The sequence below is a fragment of the Aporhodopirellula sallentina SM41 genome (genome assembly GCF_000346505.1).
GTDB lineage: Bacteria > Planctomycetota > Planctomycetia > Pirellulales > Pirellulaceae > Rhodopirellula > Rhodopirellula sallentina.
Window position 1 is genome coordinate 45,680 of the sequence record NZ_ANOH01000315.1, and the last position, 14,865, is coordinate 60,544.

Sequence of the window (14,865 nt, forward strand, 5' to 3'; positions counted from 1 at the left end):
CGGATGTCCGAACATTCTTCCCAGCCCGAATCGGGCAACCGAGCCGAATCTGATCATGTCGCGGTCGGTTCCGATCCTCTGAATTCCCACACCACCAACGCAAGCGATGCGACTCCGGTAGACCCTCTCGACAGTTGCCAGGAGGCCCGCGACCGGTATCGCGGGCAGTTGTCGAGCATCGATGCTGAGTTGCAACAGTATTCCGCAACCGATTCAAAGTTCGGCACGGTCCGCGTCACGCTGTTTTTTGCGATGGTCATCGGCATCGGTTTTTCAACGACCACCGGCCATCCGTTTTGGATCGCCGTCGCGATCGTTGCGTTTTTGGCTTTCCTCGTCGCGGTTGTCAAAAACGAAACGGTTCGGATGCAGATTGAAATCCGGCAAAACGAGGCTCGGACGCTGCGACGACTCTGTGCCCGGCTCGATCGGGACTGGGCCACGCTCGTTGCCGATCCGATCGGGCAAATTTCTGACGTTGTCAAACTCAACGAACGCCAACGCTACCTTGCCGGGGATTTGGATCTGCTCGGTGATTCATCTCTGTTTCAACTGGTATCGATGGCGGCGACGACCCCTGGTCAGAGAACGCTCGCGGGTTGGTTGACCGAACCGGTCGATCCCGCGGTAGCGCAGGACCGACACCACGCCGTCGCCGCACTCGCCGATCAACGTGACGCACGGTTGCGTTTTTATACGCTCGCTCGTGAAGTAGGTACGTCGACCGGAGACCCGGAGTCGTTCGTGCAGTGGGCCAGCAGTCCACCGTGGCTTCCTTCGCGTCGTTGGCTATCGCCGTGGTCAAACCTGACCGCGGTGGCGTCGGTGTTGTGTTTGATAGCGCTCGTCGCGGCAACATTGATGCAGGACCGAGACCTCACGCGAATCTCGTTCTTTGCGTTGATCGGGATCGCGGTGTTGAACCTGTCCATCGCCTCGTTGATGCTCGGTCCGGTCGCACAGATCTTTTCGGTCGCGATTCAGTCTCGACGCAGCGTTGATGATTACGCGGAGTTGTTCCAGTCGGCAGAGTTGCTACCAACTGATGCACCGGAGGGGGCTTCGTCGAACGAGTTGACTGCGAGAATTCGTCGAACGTTCCTTGGAGACCCTGGTCATGGCGGCCAATCGGCCGGGCTCGCGATGAGGGAGTTGGGATCGATCGCGAAAGCCGGTGCATTGAAGCATTCCGCAGCCACGTTCTTAATCTATCTTCCGTTGCAAGCGTTCGGTCTCTGGGATGTCCGCGTGCTGCGTCGGCTCGAAGAATGGAAAGAACGTTATGCCAAGAACGCCGAGGATTGGTTTACCTCGCTCGGTGAACTCGAATCGTTATTGTCGCTCGCCGCACTCGCTGATGAGTACCCTCGTTGGGCGGCCCCGCAGTGGAGTGCCGGGGGCTTTGATTCGAAGAACAATTCCGACTCCGCTGACGATTCGATCGTCCGTTGCGAACGGCTCGGGCATCCCCTCCTGCAGGACACGATGCGGGTCCGCAACGACGTCTCCATTGGTCCGGCGGGAACGTTGCTGTTGGTCACCGGTAGCAACATGTCGGGAAAGAGCACGATGCTGCGCAGCGTCGGTCTGAACGTTTCCCTCGCCATGGCGGGCGCACCGGTCTGCTGTTCGGCGATGCGTTTGCCCGCGATCGAAATGGCAACGAGCATCCGAGTCAGCGATGACCTCAGCCAAGGCGTTTCGTTTTACATGGCAGAGCTGAATCGTTTGGCCGCCGTCGTGGAGCATGCTCGCCAGCTCCACAGATCGGCTCAAGCGGAGGCCGCAAACGGTTCGAGCCAACGCCGTGAGTCACCTCGACGTTTGTTGTTTCTGTTGGACGAGATTTTACAAGGAACCAATAGTCGCGAACGCCAGATTGCGGTCACCCGCGTGTTGGGAATGCTCGTCGAGAGCGGCGCAATCGGGGCGATTACGACGCACGACCTCGAACTCGCCGATGAACCTGAGTTGATGCGGATCGCTCACACCGTCCACTTCCGCGAAACGATCACGCCGGATGCTGATGGTGATGAACGAATGACGTTCGACTACCGGATGCGAGACGGAGTGTCACCGACAACCAACGCACTCCGATTGCTCGAGATGGTTGGCCTCGGTGAAGAGTCATCTTAGGCGGCCGATCGCATCTGGTTTGTGTATCGCGACTAGCGAGTGGGCCGCCGGATCGTGAGTTTTCTGCGATAAATCGCGTCGCCGTTGGTCACGTATAAATGTTCGTGATCCGGACCAGCGAGCACACAACTCGTCAGCGGTTTGTTGGGATTGGGTGCGGGGAGTACTCCGCACATTCGGCCCGTCGCGTCGAAGATTTGCACTCCCACGGCACTCGTGATGTAGTACCTTCCTGCCGAGTCGACGGCCGATCCGTCGCCCCGAGAGGCGTCGACGTAGGGTGGTGGTTCGTTGAACGGGAAATCGCCTTTGGGATCAATCGGCAGTCGCAACGTGATCGTTGGCATCTTGGAGTCGAGGGTTCCCTCCGCTCCGACACGCATCATCCATGCGTGCTGACCTCCGTGATCCGACACCACGAGCGTGCCGCCGTCGGGCGAGAGTACGATACCGTTGGGCCGCGTGATCCCGGTGTCCATCACTGTTCGTTCGCCTGTTTTGGGATTGATGCGAGTCACCTGTTTGGCTTTCGTTTCCGTTATCAGGATGTATCCGTCGTCGGTAACCGCTAAGTCGTTGGGTGTTACGTTTTCAGCGACAACGTCAACGTTCCCATTGCCGAGGTTGATGGCGATGACACGTTTCTTTCTCCCTTGGCATCCATACAGCGTGCCATTGGGGCCGAACTCGAGTCCGCTAACCGCTTCGGCAGCGATCTTGTCTTGGGTTCCGTCACTCGCGTTGATGCGGTAGATCGCTGGCTCTCGCATGTCGCTGAAGTAGAAATTACCGTCATCGTCCGCACACGGTGCATCGGCGAAACCGATCCCATCGACGACCACTTCCCACGTTTCCGAGGGAATCAGTAGGTTCAAAAGAGTGACGTCGCCGCGGAGGTCGTCGGACGTGTCGGTGGACGGTGTGTGCTCGGCGTCTCGCCACAGCCATTTCATGGCGTCAGGAAAGCGTGAGCTGCCGTAGTCCGCGTTGTGAGCGTAACCCTCGGCCCAGTCGAAACGCGCGTCATAGCCCATGTATTGAAGGCTCGCTGCCATTCGCTGGTTCGCCCACGGCCAACTGCCAAAACGGTTGTCGATATCACCGCTGGTGTCGGCCATGTAGACACGAATCGGTTTCGGTTCGGTTTTGCGAACGATCGCGGGATACGCGTTTCCGCCGCGCAGGTTCGTGAAACTACCCACGCTCGAGTAGACCTTGGAGAAAAGATCAGGACGCTGCCACGCGACCGTGAACGCGCAGATCGCTCCGGAACTCGATCCGCCGATCGCACGCCCTTTCGGATCCTTAGTGATGTTGTACCGGCTTTCAACTTCCGGAAGGATCTCTTCGGTAAGGAACCGTGCATAGCGGTCGCCGAGACTGTCGTATTCGAAACCCCGATTCGATGACTTATTCTTGAACCGTGGTTTGGACAGGTGATGTCCCGGATCGATGAACACACCAATCGTCGGTGGCATGTCCCCTTTTGCGATCAGGTTGTCGAAGACCGTGGGAATCCTCCACCGGCCCTCCCGGTTTGACAATCGTTTGCCGTCTTGAAACACCATCAACGCGGCGGGTTTTGACTCGTCGTATTGCTCGGGAACGTAGATCCACCAATCGCGAGTCGTGTTTGGAAAGATTGTTGACTCCCACGCTGGCATTTTGAACAGGTTTCCCTGCGGGATATCGTCGTGGACGACGGCGTCCTGATGAGGCTGCCATTGGGGGTTGGTTTCGCGGTTCACAACTTCGTCGCTCTTCGCGTTCTCGTCCCACAACCATCGCAGTGCGTTGGGCAGTTCGACGCCACCGTACTTTGACGTATGGCCTCCCTCGGTGATCACAAGTTTGCTTTGATAGCCGGCAAACCGAAGCGCAGCGGACATGTCATGGTTAGCGAGTGGCCAACTCCCGTGCACGTTGTTCAGGTCGTCTTTGCCTTCCTGCAGGTAGACTTTGATCGGTTTGGGATCGCCTTGCGTTTTGCGAATCAAACCCGGGTAGGCCCACCCGCCGCGGATGTTTGTGAAGCTGCCGATGTGGCTGAGTACTTTGCCGAATTGGTCCGGCCTCTCCCACGCGGCCGTCCACGCGCAGATGCCTCCGGAAGAGATGCCACAAACGGCACGGTCTGCCGGGTCGGTTGATACTTCGATCCCTTTCAACGCGGTGGGCAGAAACTCGTCGACGAGAAACCGTACGTAACGATCCGACATCGAGTCATACTCGAAGGAGCGATTGCTGCGCGGTTTCGCTCCGGGTTGCACCGGCGGAATCGTTCCTGGATTCACGAAGACCGCGACCGTCACCGGAATTTCACCACGGTGAATCAGATCGTCGAGCACGTGAGGTACACGGAAATTTCCCTTTTCTCGTGCGTAGTTCAGCCCGTCCATGAACACCATCAAATTTGCGGGTGTTTGCGAGTTGTACTGGGCCGGAACGTAAACGCGATAATCGCGAGTCGTTCCCGGGTAAATATCGCTGCGATTGAAGGTCCCAGAGGTGACTGTTCCGCGTGGGGGATCGGATTGAGTTTTCGCGTGCGGGTTGACATCGTCCGTGGACGGCTGAGCAAACGTTTTGTGGATGGATCCGCAAGAGAAGATGCAAAGAAGAATGGCGATGCGATGAATGGTAATGCATCGAAGAGATGTGAAACGAGTTCTCATCGGCTGTGAACCTCGGGTGGGGAAATGCGAGGGAGGAAGGCGGGGCCGGTTAATTTCGGCGTGCCATGATTGTACTCAATCCGATCGACGGAGTTTTCTAGTCAGGCGACATCGCCGAACGATCCCGCCAATGGTCTTGCGATCAACGCACCGTTACGATGGCTGCGATGTCAACAACGCATAGCGCGTGCGCGGCCTATTCGTGGCGGGCAACAATGTTTTGCCTCGGGCGCGTGATCAACGAGAGAATCCGACATGGACATGGACCAACTGGCGTACTTTCAGTGCGTTGCCGAAACGAAAAACTTCACTCACGCTGCGGAACGGCTGAGCCTTTCGCAGTCGGCACTCAGTCGTGCGATCCAGCGACTCGAAGACGAAGTCGGGCAGCCTCTCTTTGAAAGGAAGCCTCGCTGCGTGGAGTTGACGGACGCTGGTCTGATCTTTCAATCTCGCGCCGAACAGATCCTGCTGATCGTCGAAGACATGAAGGCGGAAATCTGCGACGACGGGCAGACGGGGCGACTGCGGATCGGCGCGATTCCAACAATCGCACCGTACTTTCTCCCCGAGTTGCTGCGTCAGTTCGCGGACCAGTTTCCCAATGCCAATCTGATCGTGCAGGAAGACACGACAGACAACCTCGTGCGGCGGTGCAAACAAGGCGAACTCGATGTGGCGATCCTCGCGTTGCCCATCCCTACGAAGTATGTCGAGATCGACAATCTGTTCGATGAAGAGTTGAGTCTCGTGATGCCTCCGGATCATCCGTTGACAACGAAAAAGCAGATTCGTCTGAGCGACATCCAACACGAGCCGTTTGTGCTGCTCAACGAAGCTCACTGTCTCTCGGATAACATCGTCTCGTTTTGTCGGCAGCGGTCGGTTCACCCGCTCGCGGTCGAGCGAGCGAACCAGTTGGCGATGGTTCAAGAACTCGTTGCGTTGTCGCACGGAGTTTCGCTGATACCTGAAATGGCGAAGAACCTCGACCAGACCGATCGCCGCGTCTATCGTTCATTAAGCGGTGCGAAACCCAAACGTACGGTCGTCGCGATTTGGAATCCATACCGGTTCCAAAGCCAACTGTTGATCCGATTCCGAGAGGCGATCCACGACTACGTCAGCAAGCAATTCTCGTGAGGCCGATCACGATCCGTCCTTAGCAACCGAAGCCTTCTGATTCGGCGAAACAGATCCGTTCGCGTGAGATTTGTGACCAATCGAAGCGAGCGATCATTTCATCGTGCCAACGGCGAAGCTCCCAGCTCGCTGTTTCGGTTTGGCTCGGAAACGTTTCTTGGGTTCCCATCGCTGACCGAGCCGCCCAGGCGACGATCGTCTCCGGTGCAACGCCCTGTTCTCGGTACTGTGACAATCGCGTGTCGCCATGGCGTTTAGCCAGTCGGCGGCCGTCCTCTCCGACGACGAGCGGGGCATGCGCATACGTGGGAGGCGGGGCGCCGAGGTAGTGATAGAGCTGCAGTTGGCGGAACGTGCTGACTAGCAAATCATCGCCGCGGACGACTTCGGTGACTCCCGCATCGATGTCGTCAACCACGACAGCGAGCTGGTACGCCGCGACGCCTTCTTTGCGGGTGACCGGGAAGTCACCGATCGCGGTCGTTGGGATGCAGTGCACATTGCCCGCGATCTGATCGCTAAAAGTCATCGGCGTGGGATCGATTCGAAACCGCAGGCAGTAGCTGCCTTCCTCAGGCATCGCCTGCCCGAACCGCCAACCGCTGCAAGTGCCCGGATACAGCGTTGATTCTGCGTCGACAGAAAGTTGGCCTTCGGCGGTGAACTGGCCTTCGGCGATGAGTTCGCGTTCGAAGGTGAGTTGGCCGTCAGACGACGGAGCACTCGGTGGACGTTGTTCGTGGGGCGCTGAGGCGGCCGTTTCGATGTCTTTGCGGGAACAGGTGCACGGGTAAACGCGGTCGTCGGCGAGGAGCCGATCGAGCAGTTCCTGGTAGAGTTCCGTGCGTTGTGTTTGAATTATCGGGGAGCCGTCATGTTCAATCCCTAGCCACGCGAGGTCCTCGATCGCCTGGTGGGTTGCCCACGGTTTCACTCGTGGCGAGTCAATGTCTTCGATCCGCAGCAGCAGGCGGGCGTTTTGCGCGCGGGCACTCCAGTAGGCGATCAAGAAAGTCCGCGCGTTGCCGAGGTGTTGAGCCCCGGTTGGAGACGGGGCCAACCGGCAGACTGGATTTGTCGCGGTGGTTTGGGAGAGCACGTCGGCGATTTCGTGTCAGAATTCCGCGTTGCCGGGAGTTCTCGGAAAAGGGATCACATCACGGATGTTGGTCATCCCTGTCGCGTACTGGACAGCACGTTCGAGGCCGAGCCCGAATCCGGCGTGCGGTACGCTGCCGAAGCGACGAAGGTCGATGTACCACCAGTATTCCTTCTCATCGAGTCCCGCTTCGTTCATACGTCGAAGCAGGACGTCGAGGCGTTCTTCTCGCTGGCTGCCGCCGATGATTTCGCCGACGCCTGGTACCAACACGTCCATCGCCGCGACCGTCTTTTCATCGTCGCTAACTCGCATGTAGAACGGCTTGATCGTCGACGGGTAGTCGGTCAGGATCAAAGGCCCGTCGACGAGCTGGGTGAGGTATTTCTCATGTTCGGCTTGAAGGTCAATTCCCCATTTGACCGGATACTCGAACGACTCCTTCGACGACGTCAGGCGATCAACAGCCTCGGTGTACGTCATGTGTTCGAAAGGTTTTTCGATCACTGATTTCACTTGATCGATTTTTCCCTTTTCGATCCGTTGGTCAAAGAACTCCATGTCCTCGGCGCAGTGTTCCAATACATCCGAAAAGATGTGTTTGAGGAACGACTCGGCGAGCTTCATGTTGTCGCGAAGGTCGAAGAACGCGGCCTCCGGTTCGACCATCCAAAATTCAGCCAGGTGCCGCGACGTGTTGCTGTTCTCGGCGCGGAACGTCGGGCCGAAGGTGTAGATCTTCGACAACGCGCTGGCGTAGGTTTCGCCTTCGAGTTGGCCACTGACGGTCAGGTGCGTGGGTTTGCCAAAGAAATCCTGTGACGGATCGAACGGACGGTTGCTGCCGGCGAGTTTTTCGAGGTCCAACGTCGTCACGCGGAACATTTCGCCCGCGCCTTCGCAGTCACTCGCAGTCACAATCGGAGTGTGCAGGTAATAGAAACCGGCATCGTCGAAAAATCGGTGGATCGATTGACTGAGCCGATTGCGGACCCGCATCACCGCGCCGAGCGTGTTCGTGCGGGCACGCAGGTGGGACCACTCGCGGAGCTTTTCGAACGAATGGCGTTTTTTCTGCAACGGGTAGGTTTCGCCGTCGCACCAACCGATCACGCGAACGGATTGTGCGTGCAGTTCCGTGGATTGCCCCTTCGCGGGTGATTCGACCAGCTCACCTTGAACGACAACACTGCAACCCGCGGTCAGTTTTTGGACCTCGGACGCGTAGTTGTCGAGTTCGCCCGGAGCAACGACCTGGAGATTACCGAGGCAGGTTCCGTCGTTAACCTCAATGAAACTGAAGCCCCCCTTGCTGTCGCGGCGGGTGCGAACCCAACCGCGAACTTCAACTCTTTGAGGCAATGTTTCGCAGCGTCGACAAGCGTCGATCGTCTTCCAATCCATGGAGTACTCACTTTGGGGTTATCGAAAGGATCCACCACTATTTACCAGAAATAGTAGTAGAGGCCCATGGTCGCCAAGATAATTAACCCGCCCGCGATCTGGGCGCCCTTGGATGATTCGAGGTTCATCTTCTCGTTCACTGGCATCAGGACCGGGGGTCTTGAGAGGATTCACCAAGGTCACGACCAAACCGGTCAACAGCACGATGAAGAAGCACAACGCCATCCGGTCGAGGAACGCGATCTGATCGGCGTACCACCAACCGTTCTCGACCATGATCGGACCGAGGAACCATTTGAACGCACCGTAGGCGATCACGTTCACGATGATACCAAGCGTTCCATAATATTTCGGCGTTCGGGGCGAAAAGAAACCGAGCAGGAACACAGCCAGAATGCCTGGCGAGATGAACCCTTGGAACTCTTGGATGTAAGTGAAAATGCTGGTGAAGTTATCCAGCGATGGGGCAACCAACGCGGACAACAGAACGAACAGGACAACGAACACTCGGCCGACCATGACCAGTTTGTTTTGGTCTTTCTCGTGAGTGACCTTGGCATACAAGTCCATCGTCGCGAGCGTGGATGCCGAGTTCAACATCGATGCGAGCGAGCTGATCACGGCACCCGAAAGAGCCGCCAGGATGAACCACGAGATCATCGGGTACGGTTTGATCAGGTTCCGAACCAGCACAGGGAATGCCCGGTCGTAGTCGTATTCGTTGGTCGCTGAATTAAACAAGTCTTCGGCAAACAAGTTGTACGCCAGAATCCCGGGGATCACGACCAGGAACGGAATCAACAACTTCATGAACGCCGCGAACACGATCCCCTTCTGGCCTTCGGCGAGCGACTTCGAACCCAGGGTTCGTTGAACGATGTATTGGTTCAAACCCCAGTAGAAAAAGTTCGGAATCCAGAGGCCAACGATCAGAGCCGTCCACGGCAACTCGGGGGTCTTCCTTGGGCCGGACCATGTGGGTTTTTCCGCCGCTGCCGTTGGGGCCGTTGACCGCGACCGCTTCATTGTCGACGCCGTCGTTGAGCAAAATAAACCTTCTCCAGAACCCGGCTTCTTCTAAATCAGCAACGGTCGCGTCGGAGTTAGCGACTTTCGTTTCGATCAACTCTTCGGCCGGGCGATCCGACAACTGAATGAACGCCATCGTCATCACCACAATGCCGCCCACGATCAACGCTGAACCCCAGACCAAATCGGTCCACGCACAGGCTTTGAGTCCGCCGACGAAAACGTATGCCGCCGCAAACAACGCGATCAACCAACACATCGCGGTCAAATTGTTCAGGACCGGAACCGTGTTGTAGTACTCGGAGATAAACTTCGCACCGGAAAAGATCACCGATGACGTTGCGACGAACACCAACGTCACCACGGCCGGGATGGCCATCACCAAACGGGCGATCGGTCCGAAACGGTATTCCAAGAATTCAGGAATCGTGAACAAGCCTGCCTTGAGGAACCGCGGCAGGAACAGGAAGCCGACCACTACCAACGTGACCGCCGCCATCCATTCGTAGGAGGCGATCGCCATCCCCAACCAGTTTGCCGCCGATCCCGACATCCCGACGAATTGTTCGGTCGAAATGTTAGCGGCGATCAACGAGAATCCGACCAACCACCACGTCAGCCCACGGCCGGCGAGAAAGTAATCCGATGCGTCGTTTGTCGGGTCGCCGTCATCTGGTTCGGACGCCATCCAGATGCCCAGCGCGATCACGCCGATCACGGATCCGAGAAACAGTACAACTTCGAGAATATTCATGGCGGACTAATCAGATGGCGGGGATGGGGCATGGTTGCTCGGGAGCGACGCCATGCGTTGACGCATGTTTTACGATATTCAGCGCGCCCGTGTGAGCCTATGAAATGAAGCGATGGACGGTTTTTTCGTGAAAACTCTCGCCTGGACGCAGTACCGTCGAGGGAAAGTTCGCGTGGTTGGGCGCATCGGGGTAATATTGCGTCTCGAGACAGAACGACGTGTGCGGAGGATACCCGGCACTCGAGGCATCGCCTTTGAGATTATTGGCTGTATACAGTTGCATGCCGGGGAAAGTCGTTTCCAGTTCCATGACGCGGCCCGACACCGGATCGGTCACGCGAGCCGCGGGGCGTAGTGTCCCGGTTTCGCCGTCGATGACGTAGCAGTGGTCGTAGCCTTTTGTCGCGGGCAAGGATTCGATGTGTCTGGCAAACGGCATGGGTTTGCGAAAGTCAAACGGCGTGTTGTCGACGTCCAGGATGTCGCCGGTTGGGATTTGATCCTCGTCGGTGTCCAGCAGTTTGCTGCTGTGAATCATTGCCTCGTGATTCAGTGCGATGCCGGAATCGACGCCGCCGAGATTCCAGTAACTGTGATTGGTCAAATTGACGGGAGTGGGCGCCGTCGTGGTGGCCCGGTACTCCAGCGTCAACTCATTCGCATCGTTCCAACCGTATTCCGCCGTCACGGTCAATTCACCGGGGAACCCTTCGTCGCCATCAGGGCTGACCAGGGTGTAGCGAACACGGTCTTCGGTTTCGCCACGAGCCTCATCGGCCGGGATCAATTCGGTAGACCAATTATGATGCGAAAAGTTGACCGCTCCCCCGTGCAGGCAATGCTTGCCCTTGTTGACGGTAACTTGATGTTTGACCCCGTCGATGGTGAATTGGCCCAGTCCGATCCGATTGCAAAAACGACCGATCGTGCTGCCGAAACCGGAGTGCTTCCCCAGGTAACCTTCGAGCGATTCGAAAACGAAGTTGATGTTCTCACGTTTGCCGGACCGATCCGGCACGACCACCTCCAACAGCGACGCGCCCCAGTTCATCACGCTGACGTGATTGCCTGATTTGTTGGTCAGCGTGACTTTGGTCACCGGAGCCCCGTCGGACGTCTCGCCAAAAGGGACGGCAATGATACTCATGGTGTTGATTTGAAGGTCGAAGGAGTCGGGCGGCGCAGCGGCACCGGCATCTGCAGCGGTCGGCTGCAGGAGTTTACCCGCACATCACGTCGATTCACCAGTCCCGCAGGACGCGACGTCTCGACGCAGCGAGGCAGGCGTCCACCAACGACATGCGGTTTTCTGAGACGCCAGCGGAGAGGCATGCTGAGATTTCAGCCGAACGTCTACCAGAGACTCGCCCACGTTCGCTGATGTGCTTCTTCGAACGACGGCAAATCGCTCGGCGGTGCTCCTTCGATTTTCTCGCACGCCTCGCGGTAGAAAATCAGGTACTCGACGAAGTCAAACCATGGCGGCTTGTCGTCGATCGTGTTTACTTTGTTGAGCATCTCGGTGACTTCCGCGAGAGACTCACGCGATCGTTGCAACGTTTCGACGGCTTGCTGGGTTTGACCGCGTTGTTGGTAGGCGATGGCCAACGGGGCGTCGACCAACCAACTCGCCGGCCATGACCGATCACGCTGGGCCGTCTTGAGCAGGTCGATGGCCTCGTCAGATTTCCCGGCGCGCAGGTGAGCAATCCCGGCGGTGTATTGCTGGACGTTCAGCGGCAATTCGTGAGGCGACTCCGGTGGACGCTGACGCCCGGTATTCACCGAACCTGGGGCCGGCGGTCGTCGTGGGTGATCGCGTGGCCCCGGTTTCGGGCGGTAAGGGGGCCGATACGGCAACGGCGAATCCAAGTACGCATCGTGAGGTGACGGGGACCCGGGCGGCTCCATTCGAAAATCTGCCCAATCAAGCGGCTGCGGATCGTTGTTCGGTTTTTTCTGAACTGCCCACGGTGACCCTGCGGGCGGAAAGTCCGGCGGGCGGTTGCCTCGCGCGTCCGGCAAGATTCGAGGTGCGTCGAGTTCTTTTCGTGTCCATCGGGCGAGCTTACCGAATGACTCGTCGCTGATGCCGGTCGGGCAGGTCAGGCAGTTGCGAACGAACTCCCACTGCTGAATCGGTTCGTCCTTCTCGATCCGGGCGTCGAGTTGTTGGCACAACTCGCGAGCCGCCTGTTCTTTTCCGGTCCAGTCGAACAGGGCGACGACGCCCCACCACTGCGGAGTGTCGGTGGGCGAACCGAGCGACATCGCGTACTCATAGTCGGCGGCGGCTTCGTTCCAAAGGTTCAGCCGCGTGTAGAACTGCGCCCGGCTCACCCATGGTAAGTCGTAACTAGGTTGCTGCTGGATCGCTGCGTCAAAGTTTTCCCGCGCCGCCTTCCAACGTCCCGCCCCGGTATGCGTTTGAGCGTTGGCGACGAGTGAATTGGCGGTTGCCACGACGAGAGCGAATTGTTCAACGTCCCGTTTGGCTTGGTTGGCCTCGCGGAGTGCGATCTCCTTTAAGTCTCGCTCGTGATAGGCCACCCGCATCTGCCAAATGCTGACTGCGGTTCCGATGATCATCGCGAATGCAACCATTGAAAACGTCGCGATCGCAACCCGGTGCCGCCGCGTGAATTTTCGGAGCTGATAGACCAGCGTTGGTGGTCGGGCTTGGATCGGTTGCTCGGAAAGATGCCGGTGGATGTCGCTGGCCATCTCCGCCGCCGAATCGTAGCGGCGGTTGCGATCCTTCTCGAGTGCCTTCATCACGATCCAGTCCAGGTCGCCGCGAAGGCTCGAGCAAAGCCGTTTGGGATCGACCCGCCTCGCCGTCGAAACGGTGGTCGCATGGTCGTTGATGGTCGTCATGCGTTGGCTCGGCCGTGGCGGATCTTCCTCGCGAATGATCCGCCGCATTTCATCGAGCCCCGCCGAGTCGAGACGCTCGCGATCGAAAGGCGTATCGCCGGCTAACAACTCGTACAGCAGGACGCCGAGGGAGTAGATGTCGCTGCGGGTATCGACATCCAATCCGCTCATCTCGGCTTGTTCGGGGCTCATGTACAGCGGTGTGCCCATCATTGAGAAGAACCGCGTGTAAATGGTTTGGTCGGTGAGTGATTGACCGATCGCCTTCGCGATCCCGAAATCGATCACTTTCACTACCGGGCGGTCATCGTGCAGGGTCACCATCACGTTGGACGGTTTGATGTCACGATGGATCACTCCTTTCTGATGAGCGTGGTGTACCGCCGAGCAAACGTCGGTAAAAAGGGACAGGCGTTCTCGGATCGATAGTTGGTGCGCGTCGGCGAACTCGGTGATAGGCACTCCCCGGACGAGTTCCATGACAAAGTAAGGTCGTCCGTCTTCGGTGACTCCCGCGTCAAAGACTTTGGCGATGTTGGGATGGTCCATCATCGCAACGGCTTGGCGTTCGGCATCGAACCTCGCCAAGACTTCCTTGGTACCCGTTCCCGGTTTGACGATCTTCAGAGCAACCTTTCGTTGCACCGGGCGTTCTTGCTGGGCGACGTAAACCAGCCCAAAGCCGCCTTCGCCGATTTGTTCCATCAGCCGATACGGCCCGATCAGAGAGCCGATCGTTTGAGAAGTCAAGCCAGGTGAGGCATCGATCGGTGGTTTGTCCAACGCGTTCTCGGGCGCGTCGTGAGCACGGAGCAACGCTTCGACGCCCGCCCGCAGTTCGACATCGTCGCCACACGCCTCGTCAAGAAACGCTTTGCGTTTGTGCGGGTCTTCGAAATCGATCGCGTCGACGAAGATGGAACGTTCGCTCGCATTTGCCATGATACGACGCGGCAACTCAGGCCGGCCCGTCTCCTTCCATCTCGCGGCGGAGCCAGGCGCGTGCGTACGCCCAGTTGCGTTTGACTGTTCGCGGAGAGACGCAGAGCAGTTCCGCTGTTTGGTCGATCGTCAGGCCGGTGAAGTAACGCAGTTCGACGAGCCGCGCCAATTCCTGGTCCTCGCTCTCGAGTTTTTGCAACGCTTCGTCGAGAGCGAGCAGGGTTTCGGAGTCTTCGGGGTGTTCTACGACATCTTCGGACGACAAGTCGATTCGCTGACGATCGCCGCCACGTTTTTCGGTTTTCCGGCGACGTGCCGCTTCGATCAAAATCCGCCGCATCGATTCCGCCGCCGCAGCAAAGAAGTGCCCGCGGCTGTCCCAGCTCGGCAGGTCTTCGCTGCCGACCAACCGCAGAAAAGCTTCGTGAACCAATGCAGTCGGCTGGATCGTATGCCCTGCCGGTTCCCGCGTCATCTTTTGTGACGCGAGTCGCCGTAGCTCGTCATAAACCAGCGGCAGCAATTGGCCCGCCGCCTGACGGTCGCCCTGGTCAATCGCACTGAGAATCTGTGTTACTTCGCTAGCCATGGAGTTCTATTGTAGCCCGTTTCGGATCACACCAGAGCACCATGCGAGATCCACCAGCACCAAGGGCCACCCTTTGCAACATTTTCTCATGAAATAATCTCGCAGAATCCCAGACACGGATGCGGACCACGAAATACACGAAAAGAGGGACGGCGACCAGCTTTCGTGGCATTCGTGCGTTTCGTGGTGATCAACTCCCGCAACAACCGGCGTCTGA

At 57.9% G+C, this 14,865-nt stretch carries 9 protein-coding genes and 1 pseudogene; 2 read left to right on the forward strand and 8 right to left on the reverse strand.

All coding sequences use genetic code 11. The features are described 5' to 3' along the window. Positions 1-3 precede the first annotated feature (3 nt). Positions 4-2,136 (forward strand): MutS family DNA mismatch repair protein, encoded by a 2,133-nt coding sequence (locus RSSM_RS20925; RefSeq protein WP_008683586.1) that lies wholly within the window; start codon positions 4-6, stop codon positions 2,134-2,136. Between the two features lie 32 nt (positions 2,137-2,168). Here the strand turns inward: RSSM_RS20925 and RSSM_RS20930 are convergent, their stop codons facing one another. Beyond that, a complete protein-coding gene (locus RSSM_RS20930; RefSeq protein WP_008683588.1) occupies positions 2,169-4,811 on the reverse strand; it encodes an alpha/beta hydrolase-fold protein in 2,643 nt (880 codons plus the stop codon). Positions 4,812-5,066: 255 nt separating this feature from the next. Here RSSM_RS20930 and RSSM_RS20935 point away from each other — a divergent pair, with 255 nt between their 5' ends. After that, positions 5,067-5,954, forward strand: a complete 888-nt coding sequence (locus RSSM_RS20935) for a LysR family transcriptional regulator (RefSeq protein WP_008683590.1) — start codon at positions 5,067-5,069, stop codon at positions 5,952-5,954. Between the two features lie 19 nt (positions 5,955-5,973). Here RSSM_RS20935 and gluQRS read toward each other — a convergent pair whose 3' ends face one another. From gluQRS to RSSM_RS20970, 7 genes and pseudogenes are all read right to left on the reverse strand, one after another. Then, positions 5,974-7,053, reverse strand: coding sequence for a tRNA glutamyl-Q(34) synthetase GluQRS (gluQRS, locus tag RSSM_RS20940; RefSeq protein WP_008683592.1), 1,080 nt, complete (start codon positions 7,051-7,053; stop codon positions 5,974-5,976). A 15-nt stretch (positions 7,054-7,068) separates the two neighbouring features. Next, a complete protein-coding gene (gene asnS, locus RSSM_RS20945; protein ID WP_008683594.1) occupies positions 7,069-8,457 on the reverse strand; it encodes an asparagine--tRNA ligase in 1,389 nt (462 codons plus the stop codon). Between the two features lie 18 nt (positions 8,458-8,475). After that, positions 8,476-9,483 (reverse strand): sodium:solute symporter family transporter, encoded by a 1,008-nt coding sequence (locus RSSM_RS35220; RefSeq protein WP_261340262.1) that lies wholly within the window; start codon positions 9,481-9,483, stop codon positions 8,476-8,478. A gap of 130 nt (positions 9,484-9,613) precedes the next feature. Then, positions 9,614-10,240 (reverse strand): annotated as a pseudogene (locus RSSM_RS35225) (sodium:solute symporter family transporter); the annotation flags it as partial. Positions 10,241-10,337: 97 nt separating this feature from the next. Next, entirely contained in the window at positions 10,338-11,387 is a 1,050-nt protein-coding gene (locus tag RSSM_RS20960) for an aldose epimerase family protein (protein WP_008683599.1), read from the reverse strand. Between the two features lie 206 nt (positions 11,388-11,593). Beyond that, complete coding sequence (locus RSSM_RS20965) at positions 11,594-14,059, reverse strand: serine/threonine protein kinase (RefSeq protein ID WP_008683603.1); 2,466 nt, start codon at positions 14,057-14,059, stop codon at positions 11,594-11,596. 16 nt (positions 14,060-14,075) lie between these two features. Next, a complete protein-coding gene (locus RSSM_RS20970; protein WP_008683604.1) occupies positions 14,076-14,648 on the reverse strand; it encodes an ECF-type sigma factor in 573 nt (190 codons plus the stop codon). Positions 14,649-14,865 lie beyond the last annotated feature (217 nt).

Coding starts and splice junctions, on each gene's coding strand:
- RSSM_RS20930 (WP_008683588.1), bottom strand. CDS start 4,811: ATGAGAACTCGTTTCACATCTCTTCGATGCATTACCATTCATCGCATC.
- asnS (WP_008683594.1), bottom strand. CDS start 8,457: ATGGATTGGAAGACGATCGACGCTTGTCGACGCTGCGAAACATTGCCT.
- RSSM_RS20965 (WP_008683603.1), bottom strand. CDS start 14,059: ATGGCAAATGCGAGCGAACGTTCCATCTTCGTCGACGCGATCGATTTC.
- RSSM_RS20970 (WP_008683604.1), bottom strand. CDS start 14,648: ATGGCTAGCGAAGTAACACAGATTCTCAGTGCGATTGACCAGGGCGAC.
- RSSM_RS20925 (WP_008683586.1), top strand. CDS start 4: ATGTCCGAACATTCTTCCCAGCCCGAATCGGGCAACCGAGCCGAATCT.
- RSSM_RS35220 (WP_261340262.1), bottom strand. CDS start 9,483: ATGAAGCGGTCGCGGTCAACGGCCCCAACGGCAGCGGCGGAAAAACCC.
- RSSM_RS20960 (WP_008683599.1), bottom strand. CDS start 11,387: ATGAGTATCATTGCCGTCCCTTTTGGCGAGACGTCCGACGGGGCTCCG.
- RSSM_RS20935 (WP_008683590.1), top strand. CDS start 5,067: ATGGACATGGACCAACTGGCGTACTTTCAGTGCGTTGCCGAAACGAAA.